This is a genomic window from Mycobacterium sp. SMC-13 (assembly GCF_045311035.1).
Taxonomy (GTDB): domain Bacteria; phylum Actinomycetota; class Actinomycetes; order Mycobacteriales; family Mycobacteriaceae; genus Mycobacterium.
The window spans coordinates 46399-72868 of sequence record NZ_JBJIAI010000007.1; the positions used below are offsets into that span (position 1 = coordinate 46399).

Sequence of the window (26470 nt, forward strand, 5' to 3'; positions counted from 1 at the left end):
GCGCTCAGTCGCCGGCCGGCGAAAGCTGCTGCGACAGCGGCACATCCATGTCGTACACCCTTGCGTGCAGCACCACCCGGTTCCGCAACGCCGACCGCACCGCACGGTGCAGGCCGTCCTCCAGGTAGATGGTGCCCTGCCAGCGCACGGCGTGCGGGAACAGATCGCCGTAGAACGTCGAATCCTCGGACAGCAGCCGGTCCAGGGCGAGCACCGTCGTCGTGGTGACGATTTCGTCGAGACGCAACTGGCGCGGCGGAATCTGGGCCCATTCGCGGTAGCTCAGCCCATGCTCCGGGTAGGGCTTTCCGTCGCGTACCCCTTTGAAAATCATGAGTAGATCACTCTGCAAAGCTCCCCGTGAGCCGAGCGGGTCCGCGGTGACAGCGTCGGCATACAGGTGACCCTAGCGGGTCGACTCGGCGTTTGCCGAGGCATCCGACCACCAGATGCTGCCGAATGACGTCTGTCGACCGCCCGAATCCATCGTCACCGTAAAATGGCGGTGAAACTGGAGGTGACGAATGGGTAGTGCCGACGACCGTCGCTTTGAAGTGCTGCGTGCCATCGTTGCCGACTTCGTCTCCACGAAGGAGCCCATCGGCTCCAAGACGCTTGTCGAGCGCCACAACCTCGGCGTTTCGAGCGCCACGGTGCGCAACGACATGGCTGTGCTGGAGGCGGAGGGCTACATCACGCAGCCACACACCAGCTCGGGCCGGGTGCCCACCGAGAAGGGCTATCGCGAATTCGTCGACCGGATCGACGACGTCAAGCCGCTGTCGTCCAGCGAGCGCCGGGCCATCCTGAGTTTCCTCGAATCCGGCGTCGACCTGGACGACGTGCTGCGCCGCGCGGTGCGCCTGCTCGCGCAGCTCACCCGGCAGGTCGCCATCGTGCAGTACCCCACCCTGTCGCGCTCCACGGTCCGCCACCTCGAGGTCGTGGCGCTCACCCCGGCCCGGCTGTTGCTGGTGGTCATCACCGATACCGGACGCGTCGACCAGCGCGTCGTCGAGCTCGGCGACGCCATCGGTGAACACGAGCTGTCGCAGCTGCGGGAGCGGCTCGGCGCGGCCCTGGAAGGCAAGCTGTTGTCGGCCGCGTCGGTCGCGGTGGCCGACCTGGCATCGCAGATGGACGGTCACGGCGGCCTGGGCGACGCGGTGGGCCGCGCGGCGACGGTCTTGGTCGAGACGCTGGTCGAGCACCAGGAGGAGCGGCTGTTGCTCGGCGGCACCGCCAACCTGACGCGCAACACCGCCGATTTCGGCGGGTCCCTGCGGTCGGTGCTGGAGGCGCTGGAGGAGCAGGTCGTGGTCCTGCGGTTGCTGGCCGCCCAACAGGAGGCAGGTAAAGTCACGGTACGCATCGGCCACGAAACCGAGGCCGAGCAGATGGCTGGGACGTCCGTCGTGAGCACCGCCTACGGCAGTTTGGGCAAGGTTTACGGCGGCATGGGCGTGGTGGGCCCCACCCGGATGGACTATCCGGGCACCATCGCCAACGTCGCGGCTGTCGCCCGGTACATAGGCGAGGTACTGGGCACCCGGTGAGGGTGCCCAGCAGTTCGAGAGATTAGGCAAGGTTCTTAGGCGTGGCACGCGATTACTACGGCCTGCTCGGCGTGAGCAAGGGCGCCAGCGACTCGGAGATCAAGAAGGCCTACCGCAGGCTGGCCCGGGAGCTGCACCCCGACGTCAATCCCGACGAGGGCGCGCAGCAGCGGTTCGCCGAGATCAGCACCGCGTACGAGGTCCTCAGTGACCCGGAGAAGCGGCGCATCGTCGACCTCGGCGGCGATCCCATGGAGAGCGGCGGCGGTGGCGGCGGTGCCGGTGGCTTCGCCGGTTTCGGTGGCCTCGGCGACGTGTTCGAGGCCTTCTTCGGTGGCGGCGCGTCCGCGCGCGGTCCGATCGGCCGCGTGCGCCCGGGCTCGGACTCGCTGCTGCGCCTGCGGCTGAACCTCGAGGAGTGCGCGACAGGCGTCACCAAGCAGGTCACCGTCGACACCGCGGTGCTGTGCGACCTGTGCCAGGGCAAGGGCACGCACGGCAATTCGCAGCCCGCCCGCTGTGATACCTGCCACGGCCAGGGTGAGGTCCAGACGGTCCAGCGCTCGCTGCTCGGCAACGTGATGACATCGCGGCCCTGTCCCGTGTGTGGCGGTGTCGGCGAGGTCATCCCCGACCCGTGTCACCGCTGCGGCGGCGACGGCCGGGTGCGCGCACGGCGCGACGTCAGCGTGAAGATTCCGGCCGGCGTCGGCGAGGGCATGCGGGTGCGCCTGGCGGCCCAGGGCGAGGTCGGCCCGGGTGGTGGCCCCGCCGGCGACCTGTACGTCGAGGTCCACGAGCAGCCCCATGAACTGTTCCTGCGCGACGGCGACGACCTGCACTGCACCGTCTCGGTGCCGATGGTCGACGCCGCGCTGGGCACCACCGTCACCGTCGACGCCATCCTCGATGGGCCCACCGAGATCACCATCGCGCCGGGTACCCAGCCCGGTTCGATCACCACGCTGCGCGGCCACGGTATGCCGCACCTGCGGTCCGGGGTTCGCGGCAACCTGCACGCGCACATCGACGTGGTGGTGCCGACACGGCTCGACAACCGTGACCTCGAACTGCTGCGCAAGTTCAAGGAGCAGCGGTCCCGCGACGTCACCGAGGTGCGCTCGACGCAGGCCGTGGCCGGCGGCGGGGGCGGCCTGTTCAGCCGCCTGCGCGAAACCTTCAGTGGCCGTTAGCCTTCGGGGCTATTGGTGAGCCGGGCGCTGTTCTACGTCGACGCTGTACCCGAGGTCGGCGGTCTCGCCGTCGTCGACGGCGACGAGGGCTTCCACGCGGCGACGGTGCGACGCATCCGTCCGGGCGAGGAACTCGACCTGTCCGACGGTGCCGGGACGCTGGCGCACTGCGTCATCGAAGACGCCGTGAAGGGCCGGTTGACAGCACGGGTGCTGTCGATCACCGACGTCCCGGCCGCGGTGCCGGCGGTGACGGTGGTGCAGGCCCTGCCCAAGTCCGAACGCTCCGAGCTGGCCATCGAATTGGCCACCGAGGCCGGTGCCGACGCGTTCGTCGCGTGGCAGTCCGAGCGCTGCGTCGCGCGCTGGGACGGTACGGCCAAGGTGGAGAAGGGTCTACGGCGCTGGAGTGCGGTGGCCCGGTCGGCGGCGCGGCAGTCCCGTCGCCCGTACGTACCTTCGGTCAGTGGCCCGGTGTCGACGGCTGAGTTGGTCGCGTCGATCGGCGAGGGCAGCGCCGGGACGGGTCACGTCACGCTCGTGTTGCACGAATCCGCGGAAGTTCCTGTGCGCGAGGTGGTTTCGGCAGCCACCGAGGCGGTGACGCTGATCGTGGGCCCGGAAGGCGGCATCACCGACGGCGAGGTGGCGGCGTTGGTGGACGCCGGCGCCGTCGCCGTTCGGCTGGGGCCGTCGGTGTTGCGCACGTCGACCGCGGCCGCGGTTGCCTTGGGTGCCCTGGGTGTGCTGACGCCGCGCTGGCAGGTCTAGAACCAGCGCGGCCGGTCACGGCGGGCGAACCTCTCAGTCGCCCAACCATGTTCGGGCCGGCTATCGATGCTCACCGCGCAGGTATGCCGCCTCTGCCTCGGCGACCGCGTCGTCGGCCTGTCGCGGTGTCGGCAGGTCGGGCGCGTTCATCTCGATGATGGTCTCGACGCGCTCTTCGTCGAGCCCTTCGGCCGCGAGGACGCCTTCGATGAGTGCCCGTTGCACCGCACGGCCCTTCATGTTCGCGAGCTTCGCGGTCGCCAGGATGCTGCGGGCGAGTTCGGCCTCGGGCATCGAGGCCGCCTTGGGCGCCAGCTTGATCCGCTGGATCGACCCGGCGATGGACGCCTCGGCCGTGACGTTTCCGGCGGGATCGGAGACCGCGAACACCACCACCCGGGGTGCGTCGTCGTCCGACGTTTCGTCGTCGGCGTCGTCCACCGCGCCACGGACATTCGGCGCGATGGCGTCCGCATAGGAGCCCGCCGTCTCGTCGTCGTACGTCTCGTGATCCGACGTCACCAGGTGGTCGAGACCCGAATCGCCCGGGTCCGGGTCGTCAGTGCCGTCGGTGGTGAAGTAGTCGAGCGAGCTCTCGGGTTCGGCGAGATGCTCGTCGTCGTCGTGGTCGTCCCAAGAATGGTCTGACATCGATCAGATCTGCATCTGCTTGCCGAGGTTGGAACCTTCCTGCGCATCCGTCTGGTCGTATTGCGCCGCGGCCTTGTTCAGGTTCGAGGCCAGGTTGCGCGACTTGTTCATCATCTGCTCGCAGGCGGCCTTGCGCGCGTTGTTCGCAGCACTCAGTGCCGACTGTGTCGACATGCACAGCGGCCCGTGGGTCGCGAGCACCTTGACCTCGACGTAGGACGTGGTGTTGCCGGCGGCGCTGAACGTCGCGGCCGCATCGGTCTGTTTGGTGGAGAGCGCCTGCAACTCTGAGGTCTCCACGGTGAGCTTGCCGCCCATGTGTTGCTCCTTTCGGGAAAGCCGGAAAAACTAGGTTTCGGTCGTGATGCGCGGGGGCGCAGTGGGATTCGACGGGTCCAGGCTCACGTGCACGGGGCCTTTGGCGGTGTCGGGATCGACGGCCACCTCGACGTGGTGCGCGCCGTCGTCGAACGACACCTGGATGGGCGCCCGTCCCGCGCGCGACTCCGTCCCGGCTGCCGCGCCCGGCGGATTCGCTTCCGCGGGTTGGGCATTGGGGTCGGCGGCCGGATCGTCCGGCTTGCCGTCGCCGTCTTTGTCTTCGCCGAGCGCGTTGGGGTCCTGTGCGTTCGGATCCTGCTTGCCCTGCTGGGCGGCCTGGGCCGCCTGCGTCGCGGTCTGTGCCGCCTGGCCGGCCAGGCCGGCGAGGGTGCCGAGGAGACCGCCGCCTCCGCTGCCGGAGCCACCGCCGCCCATCTGCGGCAGCGACGGCATACCGCCCATACCGGACCCGGCGCCGGTGCCGGCACCCGATGCCGCTGGGGCGGAAGGCATCTCGGGTACCTCGGGCATCTTCGGCATGCTCGGGGTGCCGCCGCCACCGGCGCCCGAACCGCCGCCGGAGCCCGAGCCGCCGCCACTGCCCGAACCGCCACCGCCGCCACCGGTGCCCGTCGGGCTGCCGGTGGCGGGCGGGTTGCCCGTGGGCGGACCGGACGGCGTGCCCGTCCCCGGCCGCCCGGGCTGGTTGGGATTGCCCGGCGCGTTGGGGTCGGCATTGCCGAAATCCGGTCCGTCGCCCGGCTTTTTGGCCGGGGGCGGCATGGTGCTCAGCGGCGGAGCGTGCGAGGCGCTCTGGTACATGCTCGTCGCCTGGCTCAATTGCGCTGCGTTGCTCGATGACTGAGCCATCATGTTGTTCATCGTCACGGCCGAAGCCGCGGCGGCGACGGCGACGGATGCGGCCTGCAGCGCGAGCGACTCGGGAGCGCCGATGACCGTCGCCTCCAGGGCGAGGCAGACGGGGATCATCGCGCCTAGGCAGGTGGCGATGTTGTCCATCTGCTGGCGGCCCGCGTCGACCTGCTCGGCTTCGGCGCTCAGGATTTGTACGACGAGATTGTCGGCCTGCAGCAGCTGTTCGGCGCTGCCGATCTGTTCGGCGTTCCGGTTGGAGTAGGCCGTGGAGGAGGTGCCCTGCCAGACGGTCGGATAGGCGCTGCTGAGTCCGTCGCCGGCGGCCTGGAAGAGCTCGGCACCGTCGGAGAACGATTCGCCGGTGTCCGGATCGCCGATGCCGAAACCGAGCCCCGCGAGATCCAGGGCCCACAAGCCGCCCTCGATGATGGGCGTGCCGGCGGCCGCGGGCATCAGCATCTTGGCGATGTCGCCGGCATCGCTGATCAGCCCGACGGCGCCCATCGGATCGCCTTCCATCAGCTTCTTGACGTTGTCGGCGATGTCCGAGGCGGTGTCCAGGACGTCGTTGGCCTTGTCGAGGATGTCGTTGATCTTCTCGCCGAGGCTCGGGCTGTCACCGCCGTCGTGGTCACGCTGGTGCGAGTTGCCGTCGTGATCGTCGTGGCGCCGCGGGTTGTGGTCGTTGCGGTCGTTGTGGTTCGGCCGGGGGATGCGGACGGTGGGCTCGTCGTCGTGGCGCGGATGGCGGTTGCTCGGCGAATTGTGCGAACCGCCGTGATGACCGCGACCCCTACCCATGCAGAACCCTCCCCGATTCCTCATCGCCCCGGCGGACCCTCGCCGGTGAATCGAGCGTAACAGCGGCCGGCGCCCCTCCAATGCGCTAATTCCGAACTCCGCGACGTGGCCTTTCGGGCCATTCCTGTGGCCTGGGTTACAGCAATTCCTGCCAGTAAACACTAATTTCCTGCCAGCGGAATTAATCCTTTGACCTGCCTGTTTACATGGATGTCACAGCGGCTCGGGCCGCCAGGGGACAAAGACGGACAGAAGACGCAAAGGGAACACTCCATGAAGAATTTCGGAATTGCAGCAGTTATCGCCGGTGCATTGGCCGCCGGTGCCATGGGGTTCGCCGTTCCCGCCGTAGCCGCCACCGGACCGGCCCCGACAGGGGTGCAGGCAACTGTGGTGCCGACGGGAGTTGATCACCTGAACTGGCTGGACGACGTGCACCAGGGCGCCAAGTCGCCCAAGGTCGACACCAACGTCCACCAGAGCCGGTAATCGGCGACCCAACTACTACGCAAGCCGCGGGCGGTACCGAAAGGTGCCGCCCGCGGCTTGCGTGACCAGCCAACTCGTTGGGCGTGCCTTCGGCCCGGCGGTAGAATGTGCTCCTCAGCTCGACACCAGAAAGCAGGCATCGAAAACCACGTGACGCCCCGCGATACGAACGCCGCCGCGTCGCGCTCCCCGGAGCTCGACCCGTCGGTTCGAAGCAGCATCACTGTTCCGCCTGATCTTGTCGTGGGCCTGCTCGGCTCGGCCGACGAGAATCTGCGAGCTCTCGAGAACCTGCTGGCGGCCGACATCCACGTCCGCGGCAATTCGCTCTCGATATCGGGCTCGCCCGCCGACGTGGCGAAGGCCGAGCGCGTGGTCAGTGAGCTCATCACGATTGCCGCCGGCGGGCAGACACTGACCCCGGACGTCGTGCGCCGCAGCGTCGGCATGCTCGACGGCGCCGACGCCGAGTCGCCGGCACAGGTGCTGACGCTCGACATCCTGTCGCGGCGTGGCAAGACCATCCGGCCCAAGACGCTCAACCAGAAGCGCTACGTCGACGCCATCGATGCCCACACCATCGTCTTCGGCATCGGCCCCGCCGGTACAGGCAAGACCTATCTGGCAATGGCCAAGGCCGTCAGCGCTTTACAGACCAAACAGGTCAGCCGGATCATCCTGACGCGTCCCGCCGTCGAAGCGGGGGAGCGCCTCGGCTTCCTGCCGGGCACGCTCAACGAGAAGATCGACCCGTATCTGCGGCCGCTGTACGACGCGCTGCACGACATGATGGACGCCGAGATGATCCCGAAGCTGATGGCAGCCGGGGTGATCGAGGTCGCGCCGCTGGCATACATGCGCGGCCGTACGTTGAACGACGCCTTCATCATCCTCGACGAGGCGCAGAACACGACCGCCGAACAGATGAAGATGTTCCTGACCCGCTTGGGTTTCGGTTCGAAGATCGTCGTCACCGGTGACGTCACACAGGTCGACCTGCCCGGCGGATCGAAGTCGGGTCTGCGGTCGGCCATCGAGGTCCTGGACGGTATCGACGACATCCACATCGCTGAGCTCACGAGTGCAGATGTGGTGCGCCACAAGCTGGTTTCGGAGATCGTCGACGCGTACGAAGCGGCGGAAGCCAAAGTGAGCGAGCACGGTCTGGCCAACCGCGCGCACCGTCGAGCCACCGGCCGGACGAGGCGGTGACACAGTGACGGTCGAGGTTTCCAACGAGTCGGGAATCGACGTATCCGAAGACGAGCTGATCAGCGTGGCGCGGTTCGTCATCTCCAAGATGGACGTCAACCCCGCCGCTGAACTCTCGATGGTCCTGGTGGACCAGTCGGCCATGGCCGATCTGCACATGCGCTGGATGGACCTGCCGGGCCCCACCGACGTGATGAGCTTCCCGATGGACGAGCTCGAGCCCGGCGGCCGGCCGGATGCGCCCGAGCCCGGGCCGTCGATGCTCGGGGACATCGTGCTGTGTCCCGAGTTCGCCGCGAATCAGGCTGAGGCCGCCGGACATTCACTGGGTCACGAGCTGGCGCTGTTGACCGTGCACGGCGTGCTGCACCTGCTGGGCTACGACCACGCCGAGCCGGACGAGGAAAAAGAGATGTTCGACCTGCAGCGTCAGCTGCTCGAGGAGTGGGTCGCCGACCAGGTGCACGCCTACCACAAGGATCGGCAGACCGAGAAAGACCGCCGGCTGCTGGACAAGTCGCGGTACTTCGACGAACCGTGACCGGATTGACGCCGTTGATCGGCGCCATAGTGCTCGTCGTGATCGGCGGGGTGTTCGCGGCGATCGATGCCGCCATCAACACCGTCTCGATCGCGCGGGTCGACGAGCTGATCCGTGATGAGCGGCCCGGTGCGGTGCGGCTGGCAAAGATCGTCCGGAACCGGCCGCAGTACGTCAATCTCGTTGTGCTGCTGCGGGTTGTCTGCGAGGCTTCGGCGACCGTCCTGCTGGTCGACTACCTCGACGAGCTGATGACGCGCGGGTGGGCCCTGGTGTCCGCCGCGGCCATCATGGTTGTCGTCAGCTTCGTCGCCATCGGCGTCGGCCCCCGCACCGTGGGGCGGCAGAACGCCTACTCCATCTCACTGCTGTCGGCACTTCCGCTGCAGGTGATCGCGGTGCTGCTGACCCCGATCAGCCGGCTGCTGGTGCTCATCGGTAACGCCCTGACGCCGGGCCGCGGTTTCCGCAACGGACCCTTCGCCTCGGAAATCGAACTGCTCGAGGTCGTCGACCTCGCGCAGCAGCGGGGTGTCGTGGCCGCCGAAGAGCGGCGAATGATCAAGTCCGTCTTCGAACTCGGCGACACCCCGGCACGTGAGGTCATGGTGCCCCGCACCGAGATGGTGTGGATCGAGAGCGACAAGTCGGCCGGCCAGGCGACGTCGCTGGCGGTCCGCAGCGGACACTCCCGCATCCCGGTGATCGGGGAGAACGTCGACGACGTCGTCGGCGTCGTCTATCTCAAAGACCTTGTGGAGCAGACCTACAACTCCACCAACGGCGGTCGCGAGACCAAGGTGGCCGCGGTGATGCGTCCCGCGGTGTTCATGCCGGACTCCAAACCGCTCGACGAGCTGCTCAACGAGATGCAGCGCACCCGCAACCACATGGCGTTGCTGGTCGACGAGTACGGCGCGATCGCCGGCCTGGTGTCCATCGAGGACGTGCTCGAGGAGATCGTCGGTGAGATCGCCGACGAATACGACACCGACGAGGTGCTGCCGGTAGAAGAACTGGGCGACAACCGGTTTCGGGTGTCGGCCCGGCTACCGCTGGAGGACCTGGCCGAACTGTGCGGCTTCGAGGTCGACGGCGACCTCGACGTGGACACCGTCGGCGGGCTCCTGGCGCACGAACTGGGGCGCGTGCCGCTGCCGGGCGCCGAGGTCCGGGTGTCGTTCCCGTCGCATCGATCGCAGTACCCGGCGACCCTCCAGCTGCGGGCCGAGGGCGGCCGGGACCATCGCGGCCGGGTCCGGATCGGCACCGTCCTGGTGACGCCGGTGGAGCCGGAACGCACTGATGACGTGGAAGAAGGAGAACCCGATGAGTGACGAATTCCGTTCCGGCTTCGTCTGTTTGGTCGGCCGGCCGAACACCGGCAAGTCGACGCTGACCAACGCGCTCGTCGGCACCAAGGTCGCGATCACGTCGAATCGCCCGCAGACCACGCGGCACACCATCCGCGGCATCGTGCACCGCGAGGACTTCCAGATCATCCTGGTGGACACGCCCGGTCTGCACCGGCCGCGCACGCTGCTCGGCCAGCGGCTCAATGAACTGGTCAAGGACACCTATTCCGAGGTCGACATCATCTGTCTGTGCATCCCGGCAGACGAGGCCATCGGGCCCGGCGACCGCTGGATCTACCAGCAGATCCGTGCTGTCGCACCGCGAACCACGCTGCTGGTGGTCGTCACCAAGACCGACAAGGTGCCGCGCGACAAGGTGGCCGCGCAGCTGCTGGCGGTCAGTGAGCTCACCGAGGGCAAGGCCGAGATCGTGCCGGTGTCCGCGGTGGCCGGCGAACAGGTCGACGTCCTGATCGACGTGCTGGCCGGCAAGTTGCCGCCGGGTCCGGCGTTCTACCCGGACGGCGAACTGACCGACGAACCCGAGGAAGTGCTCATCGCCGAGCTCATCCGCGAAGCCGCGCTGGAAGGCGTCCGCGACGAACTGCCGCACTCATTGGCGGTGGTCATCGAGGAGTTCACCGAGCGCGAAGGCCGTACCCCCGAGCAGGGCGAGATGTGTGACATCCACGCCATCATCTACGTCGAGCGCGACAGCCAGAAGGGCATCGTGATCGGCAAGGGCGGCTCCCGCTTGCGTGAGGTCGGGACGGCGGCGCGGACGCAGATCGAGAAGCTGCTCGGCACCAAGGTCTATCTGAACCTGCGGGTCAAGATCGCCAAGAACTGGCAGCGTGACCCGAAACAGCTTGGCAAGCTGGGCTTTTAATCACCCGCGAGCGGCCGTGTCTGTACGCGACACGCGGGTCTTGGTGCGCCGTCCGCGCACGCTCGCGGCCGGCGAGCGCGACGATAGTGCTCGGTTCACGCGGCGTGTCGCGGGCAGACACGCACGCTCGCGGAAAATGAATGGCCAGGGCCTCGGGGCAAAGGCCAGGGCCTAGGGCTGAGTCCACCAGTTGTCGGGCTGCTTGGTGGCCCAGCCGGTGATCGCCTCGAGGCTGGCGGCCAGCGAGATCAGGAGCGGCTCGCTGCCTTCCGGGCCCATGAGCTGCACGCCGATGGGCAGCCCGTCAGCGGTGAAGCCGGCCGGGATGTTGATCGACGGCCAGCCGAGTGCGTTCCACGGCCAGCACACCGGGCAGGCCGCGATGATCGCGCGGTCGGTGGCGGTGCTGCCCAGCCGGTCGAAGGCATCGATCAGTGGTGGCGGCTGCGCCGTGGTCGGCGCCAGCACGACGTCGACGAGGTTGAAAATCCAGCCGATGCGGCGCGCCAGCGTCTTCTCCCGCTGCCGTGCCTGCCGGAGGGCGTGTTCCGACATCAGCCACCCGGTCCGGATGTTGCTGCGGGTGCGCGGGTCCAATGCCACACCGGGTCCGACGCGGTCGCGCCATTCGGCGAGTCCGGAGGTGGAGCGGGCCAGGAAGTCCAGGGACAGCCGCAGCCCGTACTCGGGATCGGCCGGCCGGACCGTGTGACCGAGCTCCTCCAGTTGTCCCGCAACGGTGTTCAGCGCGGCCCGGATCTCCGGATGCAGCCGGGCCGGGAACAGCGTGAACGGAAACTTGGTCGACAACGCGACGCGCAGGGGCCCCGGCGCTCGGCCGACGGCCTCGGCCGCGGCGATGGGCGCCGGCTTGTGCAGATCCCCGTCGACGTTGCCGGAGGCGGCGTCGAGAACCAGCGCCGCGTCGGCGACGGTGCGGGCCAGCACGCCGTTGACCGTGATGCCGTTGAAGGCTTCGGGCAGCGGCCAGGTGGAGATGCGTCCGCGCTGCGGTTTGATGCCGACGAGATGCGTCCAGGCGGCGGGGATGCGGACGCTGCCCGCACCGTCGGATCCGATTGCGGCGGTGACCAATCCGGCCGCGACGGCCGCGGCGCTACCGCCCGACGACCCACCCGGGGTGTGCGCGCGCGACCAGGGGTTGCGGGTGTGCCCGAAACCGGGCCCGCTGGTGAACGGCCACTGGCCGAGCTCGCAGGTGTTGGTCTTGCCGACGATCACCGCACCGGCCGCCTTCAGCCGGCGCACCACCTCGGCGTCCGCGGTGGCCGGGGGCACGTCGCCGTCGGTGCCGAACCGGGTGGGCACGCCCGCGACGTCGACGTCGTCCTTGATCGCGATGGGTACGCCGAGAAGCGGAAGATGTTGTCCGGCAGCGCGTTTGCGGTCTGCTTCGGCGGCGTCGGCGAGCGCCTGTTCGGTGAAGACCACCCGGAAGGCGTTCAGCTCGAGCTGACTGGCCGCGATGGCATCCAGCGACTGCCGCACGATCTGCTGTGACGTCACCGTGCCGCTCGCGAGGCGGTACAACTGCTGGGTCAGAGTCGGGAATCGGGGCTGCGCGGAACGTTCGGCCATGTCGGTTCCGAGGATAGTGGTGCGCACTTGCCCGGCGCTGCCTAACGGAAGTTGTCGGTCCGTGATGGGACAATCGCCCGATGCGGTTGTACCGGGATCGAGCGGTCGTGCTGCGCCAGCACAAGCTCGGCGAGGCCGACCGGATCGTCACGCTGCTCACCCGCGAACACGGGCTGGTCCGCGCGGTGGCCAAGGGCGTGCGGCGGACCCGCAGCAAGTTCGGCTCGCGGCTGGAGCCGTTCGCCCACATCGACGTGCAGCTGCATCCCGGCCGCAACCTCGACATCGTCACCCAGGTGGTGTCCCTCGACGCGTTCGCCGCCGACATCGTCAACGACTACGGCCGCTACACCTGCGGCTGCGCCATCCTGGAGACCGCCGAGCGGCTGGCCGGTGAGGAACGCAACCCGATGCCGGCACTGCAGCGGCTCACCGTCGGCGCACTGCGGGCCGTCGCCGACGGCAGCCGGCCCCGTGAACTGGTCCTCGACGCCTATCTGCTGCGGGCCATGGGGATCGCCGGCTGGGCGCCGGCCATCACCGAGTGCGCGCGCTGCGCCGCACCCGGTCCGCACCGGGCGTTCCATGTCGCGGCAGGCGGCAGCGTGTGTGTGCACTGCCGGCCGTCGGGATCGGTCACCCCGCCGCAGGGTGTGCTGGATCTGATGGCCGCGCTGCACGACGGCGACTGGGAGTTTGCGCAGGCCTCGCCGACCGGGCACCGCAGCCAGGCCAGCGGGCTGGTGGCCGCGCACCTGCAGTGGCATCTGGAGCGTCAGCTGCGGACATTGCCCCTCGTCGAGCGTGCGTACCGTCCCGATACCGCACTCATTGAGCAGCGCGTGACCCTACTCAGGCAGGATATTGCCCATGGCACTCAACCGGGCGCGCAAGACCAGCTATCCACAGCTGCCTCAGGCGCCTGACGACTATCCGATCTTCCCGGACGTTTCGACCTGGCCCGTGGTCTTTCCGGAGCTCCCACCGAACTCCAACGGCCGCTTCGCACGGCCGCCGCAGCACCCGTCCAAGGCCGTCGCACCGCAGATTCCCGCCGACCAGGTACCCAACCACGTCGCCGTCGTCATGGACGGCAACGGCCGGTGGGCCACCCAGCGCGGGCTCGGACGCACCGAGGGCCACAAGATGGGTGAGGCGGTGTTGATCGACATCACCTGCGGAGCCATCGAACTGGGCATCAAACACCTGTCGGTGTACGCGTTCTCCACCGAGAACTGGAAGCGCAGCACCGAAGAGGTGCGGTTCCTGATGGGCTTCAACCGCGAGGTGGTGCGCCGCCGCCGCGAGAACCTCAACGCGATGGGCGTCAACATGCGGTGGGTCGGGTCGCGGCCGCGCATGTGGAGCAGCGTCATCAAGGAGTTCGACATCGCCGAGCAGATGACCGTCGGCAACGACGTCATCACCGTCAACTACTGCGTGAACTACGGCGGGCGTACCGAGATCGTCGAAGCGGCGCGCGAACTCGCCGAGCAGGCGGCGGCCGGCAAGATCAACCCGAACCGCATCTCCGAGGCGTCGTTCGCCAAGCACCTGCACCGCCCCGACATCCCCGACGTCGACCTGTTCATCCGCACCTCGGGCGAGCAGCGCGCCAGCAACTTCATGCTGTGGCAGGCGGCGTACGCCGAGTACGTCTTCCAGGACAAGCTCTGGCCGGACTACGACCGCCGCGACCTGTGGGCGGCGTGCGAGGAGTACGTCAACCGCAACCGACGGTTCGGGAGGGCCTGATGGCGGACTTGTTGCAGCGGTTGGCAGCCGTGCTCGCGGATTCGGTGACCATCGTCGAAGAGACCGACGGCGCCCTCACCGTCGCACACGACGGGACGGTGGCGTCACTGCGCGTGGTGAACATCGGCGAGGGACTCGACCTGGTCTCACTGACGCAGCCACTGGCATGGGATATCAAGCTGGACAACAAGGTTCGGGACCGCGTGGCCGATCACGCGGGTCGCACCATGCTCGGCTCGGTGGTGCTGGTGGAGCGGGCCGGTGATCCGCGGTCCAACGGCGCCAAGAAGGTCGGCGACGTGATGCTGCGCTACAACTTCCCGGCCGCCGGACTCAGCGACGACGCCTTGTCCACCCTCGTCATGCTGGTGCTGTCCACCGGCGTCGACGTGCGGGCCGACCTGACGTCGTGACGCCGGCGTGACCGTCATCCGGATCGTCGCCGCGGTGGTCGCCGACGAACGCGGGCACCTGCTGGTCGTCCGCAAACGTGGCACGACGACGTTCATGCAACCCGGCGGCAAGTTCGAACCGGGGGAGTCGCCGGTCGACGCGCTGGCCCGCGAGATCCGGGAGGAACTCGGGGTCGGCATCACCGACGTGCGGGAGTTGGGTCACCACACGGCGGTCGCGGCCAACGAGCCCGGGCACACGGTCGACGCCGAGCTGTTCCTCGTGCAGCTCGACGGCGCGCCGCAGATCGCGGCCGAGATCGAGGAGATGGCCTGGATCGATCCGTCGGCACCCGGCGACATCAGGCTGGCGCCGCTGACGGCCGAGGCGGTGCTGGACTGGGCGCGGAGCCGGGCGGCTCTGGAGCCCTGAACGTCAGGCGCCGGTGCAGGCCGAGCACACCCCGAAAATCTCGATGGTGTGACTGACATCGGAAAAGCCATGGGCGGCAGCGGTTTCGGTGGCCCACGCCTCGACCTCGGTGCCGGCCACCTCGACCGTGGCGCCGCACTGCCGGCACACGAGGTGATGGTGATGGTGGGCCTGCGAGCAGCGCCGGTAGAGCGCCTCACCGCTGTCGTTGCGCAGGCTGTCGACCTGTCCGGCCGCGGCCATCGACTGCAGGGTGCGGTAGACGGTCGTCAGGCCGATGCCCTCGCCGCGGCGGCGCAGTTCGTCGTGCAGCTCCTGGGCGGACCGGAATTCTTCGACGTTGGTGAGCAGCGCCGCGATCGCGGTGCGCTGCTTGGTGGACCGGGTGGGAGCGCTCACGACCGGTCCTCCTCGACGTGCGCGATGGCGTCGACGACGATGTGCGCGAGGTGATGGTCGACCAGGCGGTACATCACCTCGCGGCCGGCGCGTTCACCCGCGACGACCCCGGCCGACTTGAGGATGCGCAGGTGCTGGCTGACCAGGGGCTGCGGGACTTCCAGGGCGTCGACGAGTTCGTGCACGCAGCGCTGTGACTCCCGCAGCTGCATCACGATGGCGATGCGGATGGGCGCGGCGAGGGCGCGCAGCAGGTCGCCGGCGGCGTCGAGCGTGTCCCGCGGCGGGGACGACGGAAACGGCGCGCCGCTGTGCTGGTGGTCGAGCTCGTCATGCGTAGTGGTGGGTGGCACCCCGGCAACTCCCGACTATTGGAAATAGTTTTCATTTAGCTTTCCATGCGCGCATACGCATGTCAAAGGTGGGTGCGACATTGGCCGATCAGCGGGGCCTTTAGGCTGGACGGGTTGCATCCCAGCTGACTCGAGGAGTGCTCGAACATCGTGGCGTCCATCATCGACACCGTTGCCAACCTGGCCAAACGCCGTGGTCTGGTCTTCCAGTCCGGCGAAATCTACGGCGGCACAAAGTCTGCGTGGGATTACGGGCCACTGGGTGTCGAGCTCAAGGAGAACATCAAGCGCCAGTGGTGGAAGTCCGTCGTCACGTCCCGCGACGACGTCGTCGGCCTGGACAGCGCGATCATCCTGCCCCGTCAGGTGTGGGTGGCCTCGGGCCACGTCGCGGTGTTCAACGACCCGCTGGTCGAGTGCCTGAACTGCCACAAGCGGCACCGTCAGGACCACATGCAGGAGGCCTACGCCCTGAGGAAGGGCCTCGATGACCCTGATGCCGTGCCGATGGACGAGATCGTCTGCCCGGACTGCGGCACCAAGGGCCAGTGGACCGAGCCCCGCGACTTCAACATGATGCTCAAGACCTACCTCGGGCCCATCGAGTCCGAGGAAGGCATGCACTACCTGCGCCCGGAGACCGCACAGGGCATCTTCGTGAACTTCGCCAACGTGGTGACCACCGCGCGCAAGAAGCCGCCGTTCGGCATCGGCCAGATCGGCAAGAGCTTCCGCAACGAGATCACGCCCGGCAACTTCATCTTCCGCACGCGCGAGTTCGAGCAGATGGAGATGGAGTTCTTCGTCGAGCCCTCGACCGCGCCCGAGTGGCACAAGTACTGGATCGACACCCGCTTCCAGTGGTACGTCGACCTGGGCATCAACCCGGAGAACCTGCGCCTCTACGAGCACCCGCTGGAGAAGCTGTCGCACTACAGCGCCGGCACCACCGACATCGAGTACAAGTTCGGCTTCGCCGGCAACCCGTGGGGTGAGCTCGAAGGTATCGCCAACCGCACCAACTTCGACCTCAGCACGCACGCCGAGCACTCGGGTGTCGACCTGTCGTTCTACGACCAGGGCACCGATACCCGCTACGTGCCGTACGTCATCGAACCCGCGGCCGGCCTGACGCGCTCGCTGATGGCGTTCCTGGTCGACTCGTACCACGAGGACGAGGCCCCCAACGCCAAGGGCGGCGTCGACAAGCGCACGGTGCTCAAGCTCGACCCGCGCCTCGCGCCGGTCAAGGCCGCGGTGCTGCCGCTGTCGCGCAACGCCGATCTGTCGCCCAAGGCCCGCGACCTGGCCGCCGAGCTGCGCAAGAACTGGAACGTCGAGTTCGACGACGCCGGCGCCATCGGCCGCCGCTACCGTCGCCAGGACGAGATCGGCACGCCGTTCTGCATCACGGTCGACTTCGACTCGCTCGAGGACCACGCCGTGACCATCCGCGAGCGTGACGCCATGACCCAGGAGCGCGTCGCCATCGACGCCGTCAGCGACTACCTCGCGGTGCGCCTCAAGGGCTGCTGACGGGCAACTGCCAACCGTCGGTCGTATGCGCACCGGTGAGAAATTGCCGCCGGGGACCCGCCGCGGGCTCGAATAGGCTTGTGGGCCAGGGGCAAGGGACGCCGGAGGGGGCGACAGTGACGGTTCTCGGCGCATTTCTTTCGACGTGGGACGACGCGCGCGCGACGTTCGGGTCCGGGACGCCGGTCGGCGGTGCCGAATTCGACATGAGCGACCAGTTCCACGAACTTCGCAGCACAGTGCTGTCGGCGGCGAGCGGCGGCGAGTGGACGGGCACCGCGGCCGAGGCGTACGACGATCGCAATCGCGCGCATGCCGGGGCCATCGGCAGGCTCGCCGAACTCGACCGACGGCTCGGTGTCGAGGTCGACCGGTCGGCTGCCGTGGTGACGGCGGGCCGCCGCGACCTCGACTCCGTCAAGCAATGGGTGGTCGACGCGGCCGCCAGCGTGCCGCCCACCGCCGCGGGCGACCGTGCACTGCTTCCCGTGGTGGTGAAGGGGACGGCCGAGATCGCCGACATCATCAGTCGGTCGAACGCCGATATGGATGCCATCGCGGCGCGCATCCGCGAGATCGGTTCGGGCTATGAGGAAATCGCCGGGCGGGACGGACGCGATCCCGACGATCCGAACGGAAAACCGGATGACCCGCCGGCCGACAAACACCCGGGCGACACCATTCCGGCGCCGCCGCCATGGGCGAAACACGATGGCGGGGCGGGGGATTGGGGCTCGCAGCCGTGGTACGCGCGGGGCGACGACGCCGCCTTCAAGGCGGCCATCGAGGCCGGGCTGCCGGTGATCGGCCTGAAATGGCCCCACGCGGCCGACCTCATGGACCATTACCTGGACAACACCGGGACGCCCTACAAGCTCGACGTGAACTCGATGATGAACGACATCCCGCAGATGCGGGCGCGCGCCGACGCCAAGGTCAACGACGAGGTCAACCGGATCGCTGCGGAGGCTGCGGCGACGGGACAGTACGGCCGGCCGGTGGCGTTCCGGACGGGCTGGGACGGCTATTACATGGACGCCGAGGCCAATCCCGACTGGTACCACGCTGTCGGCGGCGTCGACATGTCGGTCGGTGGGGTGGTCACCGTCTACCCGCCGGACAGTCCGGGCGGGCCGCCTCGCGTCCACGTCGAATCGCAGGTGAACGTGGCGGATCAGTACAACTGGGACGAAGGGAAGGAGACCAAGGTGGGACCCATCACGATCACCGACAAGGACATGGGCGGCCTCCAGACCGCAGGCATGGCAAGGGAATTCGAGATCGCGGGTGCGTCGTCGGTCGCGACGTACGACGGGGTGCCGCGGTGATGCGGCACCTGGGAATGTTGGCCGCCGTCCTGGTGATGTGCGCGTTCTCCGCGTGTTCGGTCGAGAAAACAGGAGAGCAGAAGGTGTCTGCGGAAACGGCCGCGGCGTTCGGCAACGTGACCCTGCCGCAGGGCGCGCAGGTTCTGGCCACCGCCACCGATGCGGGCCGGGACACCCGCTACCGGCTGTCCCTGCGGCTGACCGACAGCCAGCTGCGCGAATTCCTGGGCCAGTTCCCGGCGCAGCCGCGGCCGTCCGAGATTCCGAAAACCATCACCGTGCTCGCCGGGCCGTCGCCGGCGACCGCGTCCAAGCCGTTGTTCCTGCAGGACAAGGTCACGACCAAGGACCACAAGCTGGTCAACCGTGAGGTCGTCGTCGACGAGCGCGGGCCCGACGAGGTGTACGTCCACCTGTCGCTGTACACCACCTAGACGAAGTGCTGAGCAGTCTCTCAGCACCCGTCGTCGATCCCGTTGCGCTCCCGGTATAGCGTGACGCCCATGACACGAGTTTCGGTGATCACCGGCGGTGCCGGCGGGATGGGCCGGGCGACGGCCAAGATCATCGGGCGGGACCACACGGTGGTGCTGGCCGATGTGCGTCAGGACCGTCTCGACGCCGCGGCGGCAGAACTGTCCGGTCTCGGGATCGCCGCATTACCGGTCCACGCCGATGTCACCGACCGGGTAGCAGTGGACCAATTGTTCGCCACCGCAACAGAGTTCGGTCCGATCGTGTCGGTGATCCACGCTGCCGGCGTCAGCCCGAGCATGGGGCCGGCGGATTACGTGGCACGCACCAATGCGATCGGCACCGTGAACGTCAACGAGGCCTTCTACCGCTTCGCGGACGCAGGCGCGGCGATCGTCAACGTGGCGTCGATGGCGGCACACCTGCTGCCCGACGAGATCATCCCCACGGCGAAGTTCCCGCTGGCCCTCACCGACGCGGACGCGTTCCTGGCCGAGATGCTGGCGGCCTGTGCGTTCGCGCCCGAGGAACTGCGCTCGGGCATGGCCTATGGGGTGAGCAAGAACTTCGTCAAGTGGTACAGCAGCTCCCAGGCCGAGCGCTTCAACGGCAAGGGGCTGCGCATCGTCTCGGTGTCACCGGGCTCGGTCGACACCGAGATGGGACTGCTCGAGGCCGACGCCGGCGCCGGCGCGATGGTCATGAACGCCGCGGTACCGCGCTGGGGCAAGGCCGAGGAGATGGCCGAGCTGTTCGCGTTCTGCGCCAGCGACAGGGCCGGGTACCTCACCGGCACCGACATCCTGAACGACGGTGGCGTGGTCGCCTCGATGCGCGAGCGGGCCCGTCGCGACGCCGCGGCGGGCTGATCGCTCACCGCGACTAGAACCGCCCGCCACCGCCGGAGAAGCCGCCGCCGGAGCCGCCGAAACTCGTTGAACTCCAACCACCCCCGTGGCTGCCACCGCCACTGCCGCCGCCGCGGATCATGCCCGACAAGATGCCGCCGATGATGATGCCGCCGATGTCGCCGGCGGTGCTCGTGCCGGTCCCGGCGTAGGCCTGGCGGGCGGCGCGGACGTCGTTGTCGGCCAGGTTCTGGGCCTGGGCGGCCAGGGCGTCTGCGGCGTTGGCCTGTTCGATGGCCGCCGGCAGGTCGGTGGCCTGCGCCGCCTGTGCGGCTTCGAGGCGGCGCTGCGCCTCGGCCAGCCGGGTGCGGGCTTCGGAGCCGACGCTGCCGCGGCGGGTGTCGATGAAATCGGAGACGCCGCGCACGCGGGACTGCGCCGCCAGCAGTGCCTGACCGAACGACTGCCGCAGCCGGTTCATTGCGGCGGTTTCTTCGGAGATGGTCGCGAGGAGCTTGTCCAGCTGCGAATCGGCGGCGGTCAGTTGGGTGAATGCGCTCAGCGGATCGGCCGTGCCCGACGCCTGGGCGTTCGAAACCGCCTGCACCGCAGCGGTACGCGCGGCCGTCAGCTCGGGGTAGTGCGTGCCGGGCGGTACCGCTTCCGCGGCCTTGATGCCGTTCTGGATATCGGAGATCGCGGCGGGCAGGGCGCTGATGGCGTGGGCGATATCGGTCGCGGCACTGTCGACCGAATCGAGCAGCCGTTGTGCCTGACCCAACGCCGATTCAGCGGCGCGGATGGCATTGACCAGGGCAGCCTGGCTGTCGCCCGGCTTGCTGACCAACGCGCGCGCGGTGGTGATGTTCTGGTCGGCGAACGTCAGCCGTTCTCTGGCGCCGTCCACGTTGCCGGCCACCGACGCCAGCGCGGTCTCGGTGAACTGGCCGTGCAGCCCGGTCAGGGTCTGCTGGGCCGGCTCGATGCGGGCGGTCAGGGCGACCATCTGCTGTGTCAGCGCGTCCAGCCGGGTCGGCGCGTTGATGACAAGGTCGCGCATCTGATGGAAGGCGGTGCGCTGGTTCTCCAGTTCTCTGTCGGCGCGGGCCGCCGAGACGACCACCTGGGTCAGGAGATCGCGGCGTTGTTGCGGCGTCTCGGGCACCGCGTCGTCGAGCGTCTGGCGCACGCTGAACGCCTGTGCCATGGCGGCTTTCGCGTTCTGCACGGCGGCGATGAACGGCGCGGTGTCGTGCTCGCCGAATTCGCCGACGGCCAGGGCCAGCTCGTTGTCGCTGGTGCGCACGGCGTTGTCGACCTCGACGAGGATCGACTTGGACAGGTCCTCCAACGTCTCCGGCGGCATCTTCGCGAGGACCGCGGGATCGGTGGCGTCAGCCTGCTGCGCGGCGTTGAGGTCGGCCTGCCGGCGCTGCCGACGCCGCCGCCGGGCCCACCAGATGAGCCCGGCGAACGCGACGCCGATGACCGCCAGCGCAATCACCAGCCCGACCCAGTTGAACGGCGCAGACGAGGCCCCGCGAAGTCCGTCGGCGGCCGCGACGGCCGCGCCCGCCCAGTCGCCGTCGTGCAGCTTGGCCTCGACGATCTCCTGGCGCAGGCGGTCGACGTCCACATCGCCCGTCGCGGCCTCGGGGACCAGGAGCGCGTAGGCACGATCCTTGATCGCCACGGCAAGGATGGCGTCGTGGTTGCCCAGAAAGCTTTTGCGCCAGGTGCTTTCTGCCCAGTCGCGGGGACTGGACTCGGAGAAGGTGTCGACATAGACGACCCACAACCGGGTACCGCGCTTGTCGTACAGCTGCTGCACCGCGCCGGAGACCTGGCTGCGTTGTTGCGCGTTGAGCGCACCGGCCCCGTCGGTGACGTAGTCCGGGAGCCGCATGGGTGGTTCAGCGCACGCGACCGGGGCCAGCAGCGTTCCCGCCAGCAGGACCGAAATCATCAGCCAGAGCACTCGCACGATGCGCATGTCGCTCAATGTAGTGACAGGGTATGTGGTAAGCGGACGCGCCCGGGCTGGCAGACTTCGGCCGTGGGCATTGCAAGCGACGGATACAGCGACTTCGACCGGCAGCGGCTGGTCGGGGAGGGCACGAAGAGCGCCACGCTGCCCGGCACCGATTCCGGCCACCGCACGGATTTCGCGCGTGACCGGGCCCGTGTGCTGCACAGCGCTGCGCTCCGCCGGCTCGCCGACAAGACACAGGTGGTCGGGCCCCGCCAGGGCGAGACCCCGCGCACCCGGCTCACCCACTCGCTCGAAGTGGCACAGATCGGGCGCCACATGGCGGTGGGGCTGGGCTGTGATCCCGACCTGGTCGACCTCGCCGGTCTGGCCCACGACATCGGCCACCCGCCCTACGGCCACAACGGCGAACGCGCGCTCGACGAGATCGCCAAGCCGTTCGGCGGGTTCGAGGGCAATGCCCAGAACTTCCGCATCCTGACCCGGCTCGAACCGAAAACGCTTGACAGCGAAGGGCGTTCGGCCGGACTGAACCTGACCCGGGCCGCACTGGACGCCGTGATCAAATACCCGTGGTTCCGTGAGGACCGCGTGAAGTTCGGCTTCTACGACGACGACGCGGCGGCCGCCGCCTGGGTGCGCGAGGGCGCGCCCGCCGAGCGGCTGTGCCTGGAAGCCCAGGTCATGGACTGGGCCGACGACGTCGCGTACTCCGTGCACGACGTCGAGGACGGCATCATCTCGGGCCGTATCGACCTGCGCGTCCTCGCCGACGCCGACGCCGCCGACACCCTGGCCAAACTGGGTGCCCGGTCGCATCCGACGGTGACGCACGACGACATGCTGGCCGCCGCCGCGCGGTTGTCGCAGCTGCCCGTGGTCACCGCCGTCGGCAAGTACGACGGTTCGGTCGCGACGTCGGTGGCGCTCAAGCGGCTCACCAGTGAGTTGGTCGGCCGGTTCGCCAATGCCGCGGTCACCGAGACCAAGAAGCAGGCGGGCCGCGCGACGATGCGCCGTTTCGACGCCGAGCTCGCGGTGCCGACCCTGGTCCGGGCCGAGGTGGCGGTGCTCAAGATGCTGGCCCTGCAGTTCATCATGTCCGACCACCAGCACCTGCAGATTCAGGCCGACCAGCGCACCATGGTCCGCGAGGTCGCGCTGTCACTGTGGGGCCAGGCCCCGGCGAGTCTCGACCCGCAGTTCGCCGCCGAGTTCGCCCTCGCCGACGACGACGGGGCCCGGCTGCGGGTGGTCGTCGACCAGATCGCGTCGTACACCGAGACCCGGCTGGAACGCGTGCACGAGGCGCGCTCGCCGCGGCCGCTGGACTGAATCCCGCGCCGCCTACACTGGGCGCGTGGCCGGCCGGATTCCTGATCGCGATATCGCGGCCATTCGTGAACGCACCCGCATCGAGGACATCGTCGGCGAGCACGTGCAGCTGCGGCGCGCGGGCGCCGACTCGCTCAAAGGCCTGTGCCCGTTCCACGACGAGAAGTCGCCGTCGTTCCATGTGCGGCCCAACCATGGGCTGTTCCACTGCTTCGGCTGCGCCGAGGGCGGCGACGTCTACGCGTTCGTGCAGAAGATCGAGCACGTCACCTTCGTCGAAGCCGTGGAGCTGCTCGCCGACCGGCTGAACTACACCATCAGTTACGAGGGGTCGTCGACCACCAACGTGCAGCGCGACAAGGGCAGCCGCAGCCGCCTGCTCGCCGCCAACGCCGCCGCGCAGGAGTTCTACGCCGAGGCGTTGCAGTCGGCAGAAGCCGCCGCCGCCCGCCAGTACCTGATCGACCGGAACTTCGACGCCGACGCTGCCAAGCGTTTCGGCTGCGGATTCGCCCCGTCGGGCTGGGACACCCTGACAAAACACCTGCTGCGCAAGGGATTCACCTTCAAGGAGCTGGAGGCCGCCGGGTTGTCCCGCGAGGGTCGCCGCGGCCCGATGGACCGCTTCCACCGCCGGCTGCTGTGGCCCATCCGGGGCGCGACGGGTGAGGTGATCGGGTTCGGCGCCCGCCGGCTGTTCGACGACGACCACATGGAAGCCAAGTACGTCAACACACCGGAAACGGTGCTGTACAAGAAGTCCCACGTGTTGTTCGGCCTCGACCTGGCCAAGCGTGACATCGCCAAGGGCCATCAGGCCGTCGTCGTCGAGGGCTACACCGACGTCATGGCCATGCACCTTGCCGGGGTGACCACCGCGGTCGCATCGTGCGGCACGGCCTTCGGCGACGAGCACCTGTCGATGCTGCGGCGCCTGATGATGGATGACAACTTCTTTCGCGGCGAGCTGATCTACGTGTTCGACGGTGACGCCGCCGGACGCGCAGCCGCGGTGAAAGCCTTTGAGGGCGAACAGAATCTGACTGGCCAGTCGTTCGTGGCGGTCGCCTCCGACGGCATGGATCCGTGCGATCTGCGGCTCAAGTCCGGTGACGGTGCGCTGCGGGATCTGGTGGCGCGCCGAACCCCGTTGTTCGAGTTCGTGATTCGTACCGCGCTCGAAGAGCACGACCTGGACAGCGCGGAGGGCCGCGTGGCGGCGCTGCGCCGGTGTGTGCCGTTGACGGCCCGGATCAAGGACCCCACCCTGCGTGACGAGTACGCCCGTCAGCTCGCCGGCTGGGTCGGTTGGGACGACGTGGCACAGGTGATCGCGCGGGTGCGCGAGACCGCCAAGTCGGGCCCGGCGGCGTCGAAGCGGGACGCGCGGCGTCCGGCGGCGCCGGCGGCCCCGGCCGCGGCGGTGGCGGTGGGGCGCCCAAATCCGAAGGACCCGACGCTGTGGCCGCAGCGCGAGGCACTCAAGTCGGCTCTGCAGTACCCGGCGATGGCCGGCCCGGTGTTCGACGGGCTGCCGGTCGACAGCTTCACCCATCCCGGGTACGCGGCCGTCCGGCAGGCGATCACCGCGGCAGGCGGGACATCGTCGGGGCTGGGCGGTGCGGAATGGATCGAGGCGGTCCGGGCGGCCGAGCCGTCGGCCGCGAACCTGATCAACGAACTGTCGGTCGAGGCCTTCCAGGCCGAAGAGGACAAGCTGCCGCGGTACATCGCGAGCGTGCTGGCCCGCTTGCAGGAGGTCTGGGTCGGCCGCGAGATCGCCGAGCTGAAGTCGAAACTGCAGCGCATGTCGCCCGTCGAGCAGAGCGACGAGTACCACGCCCTGTTCGGCGACCTCGTCGCCATGGAGCAGTACCGGCGCAGCCTGCTGCAGCAGGCCAGCGGCGACGATCTCAGCTGAGGGCTTTCGTCTGCTGTAACGCGGGGACGCAGTCTGCGCGATATGGTGGGGCAGAACCGACCCCAGGGGAGAGGCCAATCATGACCTTCGGAGCAACCCGGCTCTTCGCCGCAGCAGCGCTCGTGGCCACCGCAGTGGCCGCCCCCGTCGTCGTTGCGCTCAGCAGCGCCCCGTCATCGCAGACGACGGCCGACGGTGGTTGCCTCGCCTGGTTCGGTAACAAGGAAGACGGCTACTGCATGGGCCGTTCCAACGGCCAGCCCGTGAACGTGGGCACGCCGTGGGGCGTCTGGGGACCGCAGGGCGGTATCAGCAGTGGCCCGCTGCTGCCGGGCCAGACCTGGAACCAGCCGCTCGGCTGACGCCTCCCGAACCGATAACCGCCCGATTGTCGGTCGCGTCAGTCGTGAACCGACTCCGGATGCAGCACAGCGGTCTGTGAGTCGATAGCCGTCAACCGCACCATGTTCGGGTCCGGGGACACCTTGTCGGCCAGCTTGCGCCGCCCGGCATCCAGCATCGCCTTGGTCATCGGGCTCTCGGTGATGGCGCGGTATGTGCCGGCGATCTGCTCGTAACGGCGACGGCCTGCTTTGGCTCCCAGAACATAGCCAACGGCCATGACGGCGACGGCTCGGATCACTGGACCCCTCCCTGATGACGGTGCGTGGCTCCATCCTGCCTCACGATCGCCGATGCGTCTGGCCCGACCGGCAGCTACCAGCCGATTCAAAGATCCGCGCAGTCATGCGCTAGAGTCATGCCTCGGTTCAGGGACACGCGCCCAGGGCCTGAGCACAATCCCCTGTAGCTCAATTGGCAGAGCTCCCGACTGTTAATCGGGCGGTTATTGGTTCGAGTCCAATCGGGGGAGCAACGGTGACCAGCACGAAAGTGCTGGTCATTTTGCATTGCGGGGCTGCTGCGTCGGCCTCGCCTCAGGCCCTGCGCCGAGCGGGCGGCCTGACGTGATTTTTCCGGCGCGTGACCTCGAAAAGACCCACGCTCGGTGCGCGCCCGGAGTTTGGTGCCCACGCTCACGGGTACCCGCAAGGCATGAACGAATCGCGTACCTCGGTCGGCGCCATGGTGCCGGGCCTGGTGACCATCGCCACGAGTTTCGTGGCCCTGGTCGTCGGAGCCGTCGCGATGGTGGCCGGATATCTGACGTTCGGCGCAGTGGCGATGATCGTCTCGCTTGCCGCTGCGACCTTCGGCGCCGTGTGGTTGCTGTCGGGCATGCTGCTCAGTGAGCACCATCCGCACCTCCACGGCCGGCACGTCTGAGCCGCCGGCAGACCCCAAAAGCACTCGAGAAAAAGGCATTTGAGCGCCTTTTCGGTGTGGTGTTGCCGCGTGCGGCAACTGGGACCGACCGAGATCGCCGTCAACACGCCCACGTGGGCCCGAACGGGTCTGCGGCGCAATGGGAAATAGGAGTACGGACGAAAG

General features: G+C 68.5%; 29 protein-coding genes and 1 tRNA gene. 21 read left to right on the top strand and 9 right to left on the bottom strand.

Annotated features, from left to right (window positions below; all coding sequences use genetic code 11):
* Nucleotides 1-4: 4 nt before the first annotated feature.
* Complete coding sequence (locus ACJH6I_RS12170; protein WP_406784134.1) at nt 5-334, bottom strand: type II toxin-antitoxin system VapB family antitoxin; 330 nt, start codon at nt 332-334, stop codon at nt 5-7.
* Between the two features lie 190 nt (nt 335-524).
* Between ACJH6I_RS12170 and hrcA the strand changes: the two genes are divergently transcribed.
* Genes hrcA through ACJH6I_RS12185 form a run of 3 tightly spaced genes read left to right on the top strand, consistent with a single transcriptional unit; the run spans nt 525 to nt 3520 of the window.
* Complete coding sequence (hrcA, locus tag ACJH6I_RS12175) at nt 525-1556, top strand: heat-inducible transcriptional repressor HrcA (RefSeq protein WP_212812251.1); 1032 nt, start codon at nt 525-527, stop codon at nt 1554-1556.
* A gap of 41 nt (nt 1557-1597) precedes the next feature.
* The gene (gene dnaJ, locus ACJH6I_RS12180) at nt 1598-2749 is read left to right on the top strand and encodes a molecular chaperone DnaJ (protein ID WP_212812250.1); all 1152 of its coding nucleotides are present in this window, start codon (nt 1598-1600) and stop codon (nt 2747-2749) included.
* Between the two features lie 15 nt (nt 2750-2764).
* A complete protein-coding gene (locus ACJH6I_RS12185) occupies nt 2765-3520 on the top strand; it encodes a 16S rRNA (uracil(1498)-N(3))-methyltransferase (RefSeq protein ID WP_406784135.1) in 756 nt (251 codons plus the stop codon).
* 60 nt (nt 3521-3580) lie between these two features.
* Here ACJH6I_RS12185 and ACJH6I_RS12190 read toward each other — a convergent pair whose 3' ends face one another.
* From ACJH6I_RS12190 to ACJH6I_RS12200, 3 genes are read right to left on the bottom strand one after another with little or no spacing between them, the layout of a single operon-like run.
* Nucleotides 3581-4171, bottom strand: coding sequence for a hypothetical protein (locus ACJH6I_RS12190; protein ID WP_212812248.1), 591 nt, complete (start codon nt 4169-4171; stop codon nt 3581-3583).
* Between the two features lie 3 nt (nt 4172-4174).
* Entirely contained in the window at nt 4175-4489 is a 315-nt protein-coding gene (locus ACJH6I_RS12195; RefSeq protein WP_064980653.1) for an ESX-1 secretion-associated protein, read from the bottom strand.
* A 30-nt stretch (nt 4490-4519) separates the two neighbouring features.
* On the bottom strand, nt 4520-6169 hold the full coding sequence (locus ACJH6I_RS12200; protein ID WP_406784136.1) for an EspA/EspE family type VII secretion system effector: 1650 nt from the start codon (nt 6167-6169) through the stop codon (nt 4520-4522).
* 273 nt (nt 6170-6442) lie between these two features.
* On the opposite strand from ACJH6I_RS12200, the gene ACJH6I_RS12205 reads away from it, so the two are divergent.
* From ACJH6I_RS12205 to era, 5 genes are all read left to right on the top strand, one after another.
* Entirely contained in the window at nt 6443-6658 is a 216-nt protein-coding gene (locus ACJH6I_RS12205; protein WP_029105369.1) for a hypothetical protein, read from the top strand.
* Between the two features lie 150 nt (nt 6659-6808).
* Nucleotides 6809-7870, top strand: coding sequence for a PhoH family protein (locus tag ACJH6I_RS12210; protein ID WP_212812246.1), 1062 nt, complete (start codon nt 6809-6811; stop codon nt 7868-7870).
* A gap of 4 nt (nt 7871-7874) precedes the next feature.
* Nucleotides 7875-8411 (top strand): rRNA maturation RNase YbeY, encoded by a 537-nt coding sequence (ybeY, locus tag ACJH6I_RS12215; RefSeq protein WP_020102089.1) that lies wholly within the window; start codon nt 7875-7877, stop codon nt 8409-8411.
* A complete protein-coding gene (locus ACJH6I_RS12220) occupies nt 8408-9748 on the top strand; it encodes a hemolysin family protein (protein ID WP_212812245.1) in 1341 nt (446 codons plus the stop codon). Before ybeY ends, ACJH6I_RS12220 begins: the two co-directional genes overlap by 4 nt.
* Nucleotides 9741-10655, top strand: a complete 915-nt coding sequence (era, locus tag ACJH6I_RS12225; protein ID WP_212812244.1) for a GTPase Era — start codon at nt 9741-9743, stop codon at nt 10653-10655. The genes ACJH6I_RS12220 and era overlap by 8 nt, the downstream gene beginning before the upstream one ends.
* Before the next feature lie 171 nt (nt 10656-10826).
* Here the strand turns inward: era and ACJH6I_RS12230 are convergent, their stop codons facing one another.
* Nucleotides 10827-12254 carry an amidase gene (locus ACJH6I_RS12230; RefSeq protein WP_318985306.1) on the bottom strand — a complete coding sequence of 476 codons (1428 nt, stop codon included), beginning with the start codon at nt 12252-12254 and terminating at the stop codon, nt 10827-10829.
* Between the two features lie 80 nt (nt 12255-12334).
* On the opposite strand from ACJH6I_RS12230, the gene recO reads away from it, so the two are divergent.
* Genes recO through ACJH6I_RS12250 form a run of 4 tightly spaced genes read left to right on the top strand, consistent with a single transcriptional unit; the run spans nt 12335 to nt 14834 of the window.
* The gene (gene recO / locus ACJH6I_RS12235) at nt 12335-13180 is read left to right on the top strand and encodes a DNA repair protein RecO (RefSeq protein ID WP_212812242.1); all 846 of its coding nucleotides are present in this window, start codon (nt 12335-12337) and stop codon (nt 13178-13180) included.
* Nucleotides 13125-14009: a decaprenyl diphosphate synthase gene (locus ACJH6I_RS12240; RefSeq protein WP_212812241.1), complete on the top strand. Its 885-nt coding sequence runs from the start codon at nt 13125-13127 to the stop codon at nt 14007-14009. The genes recO and ACJH6I_RS12240 overlap by 56 nt, the downstream gene beginning before the upstream one ends.
* Nucleotides 14009-14422: a hypothetical protein gene (locus ACJH6I_RS12245; protein WP_212812240.1), complete on the top strand. Its 414-nt coding sequence runs from the start codon at nt 14009-14011 to the stop codon at nt 14420-14422. The genes ACJH6I_RS12240 and ACJH6I_RS12245 overlap by 1 nt, the downstream gene beginning before the upstream one ends.
* A 7-nt stretch (nt 14423-14429) precedes the next feature.
* Nucleotides 14430-14834, top strand: a complete 405-nt coding sequence (locus ACJH6I_RS12250) for an NUDIX domain-containing protein (protein ID WP_212812239.1) — start codon at nt 14430-14432, stop codon at nt 14832-14834.
* 3 nt (nt 14835-14837) lie between these two features.
* Here ACJH6I_RS12250 and ACJH6I_RS12255 read toward each other — a convergent pair whose 3' ends face one another.
* Both ACJH6I_RS12255 and ACJH6I_RS12260 read right to left on the bottom strand, forming a co-directional pair.
* Nucleotides 14838-15233, bottom strand: a complete 396-nt coding sequence (locus ACJH6I_RS12255; RefSeq protein ID WP_212812238.1) for a Fur family transcriptional regulator — start codon at nt 15231-15233, stop codon at nt 14838-14840.
* Nucleotides 15230-15586 (bottom strand): metalloregulator ArsR/SmtB family transcription factor, encoded by a 357-nt coding sequence (locus ACJH6I_RS12260; protein ID WP_212812237.1) that lies wholly within the window; start codon nt 15584-15586, stop codon nt 15230-15232. Before ACJH6I_RS12260 ends, ACJH6I_RS12255 begins: the two co-directional genes overlap by 4 nt.
* 150 nt (nt 15587-15736) lie before the next feature.
* Here ACJH6I_RS12260 and ACJH6I_RS12265 point away from each other — a divergent pair, with 150 nt between their 5' ends.
* The 4 genes from ACJH6I_RS12265 to ACJH6I_RS12280 all read left to right on the top strand — a co-directional run bounded on the left by ACJH6I_RS12265 (nt 15737) and on the right by ACJH6I_RS12280 (nt 19793).
* Complete coding sequence (locus ACJH6I_RS12265; RefSeq protein WP_406784137.1) at nt 15737-17122, top strand: glycine--tRNA ligase; 1386 nt, start codon at nt 15737-15739, stop codon at nt 17120-17122.
* Between the two features lie 116 nt (nt 17123-17238).
* Entirely contained in the window at nt 17239-18450 is a 1212-nt protein-coding gene (locus tag ACJH6I_RS12270) for an EspA/EspE family type VII secretion system effector (RefSeq protein ID WP_406784138.1), read from the top strand.
* On the top strand, nt 18450-18884 hold the full coding sequence (locus ACJH6I_RS12275) for a hypothetical protein (RefSeq protein WP_346414410.1): 435 nt from the start codon (nt 18450-18452) through the stop codon (nt 18882-18884). The genes ACJH6I_RS12270 and ACJH6I_RS12275 overlap by 1 nt, the downstream gene beginning before the upstream one ends.
* Before the next feature lie 69 nt (nt 18885-18953).
* On the top strand, nt 18954-19793 hold the full coding sequence (locus ACJH6I_RS12280) for an SDR family oxidoreductase (protein WP_346414411.1): 840 nt from the start codon (nt 18954-18956) through the stop codon (nt 19791-19793).
* Nucleotides 19794-19806: 13 nt separating this feature from the next.
* Here ACJH6I_RS12280 and ACJH6I_RS12285 read toward each other — a convergent pair whose 3' ends face one another.
* Entirely contained in the window at nt 19807-21765 is a 1959-nt protein-coding gene (locus tag ACJH6I_RS12285; RefSeq protein ID WP_346414412.1) for a TPM domain-containing protein, read from the bottom strand.
* A 63-nt stretch (nt 21766-21828) separates the two neighbouring features.
* Between ACJH6I_RS12285 and ACJH6I_RS12290 the strand changes: the two genes are divergently transcribed.
* The 3 genes from ACJH6I_RS12290 to ACJH6I_RS12300 all read left to right on the top strand — a co-directional run bounded on the left by ACJH6I_RS12290 (nt 21829) and on the right by ACJH6I_RS12300 (nt 25380).
* Nucleotides 21829-23097: a deoxyguanosinetriphosphate triphosphohydrolase gene (locus ACJH6I_RS12290; protein ID WP_346414413.1), complete on the top strand. Its 1269-nt coding sequence runs from the start codon at nt 21829-21831 to the stop codon at nt 23095-23097.
* A gap of 25 nt (nt 23098-23122) precedes the next feature.
* Nucleotides 23123-25018: a DNA primase gene (gene dnaG, locus ACJH6I_RS12295; RefSeq protein ID WP_346414414.1), complete on the top strand. Its 1896-nt coding sequence runs from the start codon at nt 23123-23125 to the stop codon at nt 25016-25018.
* 80 nt (nt 25019-25098) lie between these two features.
* Nucleotides 25099-25380, top strand: coding sequence for a hypothetical protein (locus ACJH6I_RS12300; RefSeq protein ID WP_318985297.1), 282 nt, complete (start codon nt 25099-25101; stop codon nt 25378-25380).
* Nucleotides 25381-25418: 38 nt separating this feature from the next.
* Here ACJH6I_RS12300 and ACJH6I_RS12305 read toward each other — a convergent pair whose 3' ends face one another.
* Nucleotides 25419-25661 carry a hypothetical protein gene (locus tag ACJH6I_RS12305; protein ID WP_212812228.1) on the bottom strand — a complete coding sequence of 81 codons (243 nt, stop codon included), beginning with the start codon at nt 25659-25661 and terminating at the stop codon, nt 25419-25421.
* Between the two features lie 158 nt (nt 25662-25819).
* Between ACJH6I_RS12305 and ACJH6I_RS12310 the strand changes: the two genes are divergently transcribed.
* Nucleotides 25820-25892, top strand: a tRNA-Asn gene (locus tag ACJH6I_RS12310).
* Between the two features lie 182 nt (nt 25893-26074).
* Nucleotides 26075-26305, top strand: coding sequence for a hypothetical protein (locus tag ACJH6I_RS12315; RefSeq protein ID WP_133427281.1), 231 nt, complete (start codon nt 26075-26077; stop codon nt 26303-26305).
* Nucleotides 26306-26470: the final 165 nt, after the last annotated feature.